Here is a 269-nt window from a genome sequence, read left to right as displayed (position 1 = left end):
CCCGCCGCGACCATGAGCGGCGACATGGGCAACATGTCGATGGCGCCTGACGCGAACGCCGCGATCAAGGCCAAGGGCCATGGCACCGTCACCGCGATCGACAAGGCGGCAGGCACGATCACGCTCGATCATGGTCCGATCCCGGAGGCCAAGTGGCCCGCGATGACGATGGCGTTCAAGGCCGCGCCGTCGATCACCGATGCGGTCAAGGTCGGCGACAAGGTCGATTTCGACCTCTCGCTCAAGGGCAGCGATGGCGAGGTCACCGC

At 66.5% G+C, this 269-nt stretch carries 1 protein-coding gene; it reads left to right on the top strand.

The annotated features are described in order from the left end of the window. Nucleotides 1-269 (top strand): copper-binding protein (locus ACZ3HG_RS23820; RefSeq protein WP_465334858.1); only part of this gene is annotated, 269 nt, incomplete at both ends.

Source organism: Erwinia sp. PME.40.26/001 (assembly GCF_055556675.1).
Note: the sequence above shows the minus strand (reverse complement) of the source record. Positions and strands in the feature narration are given on the sequence as shown.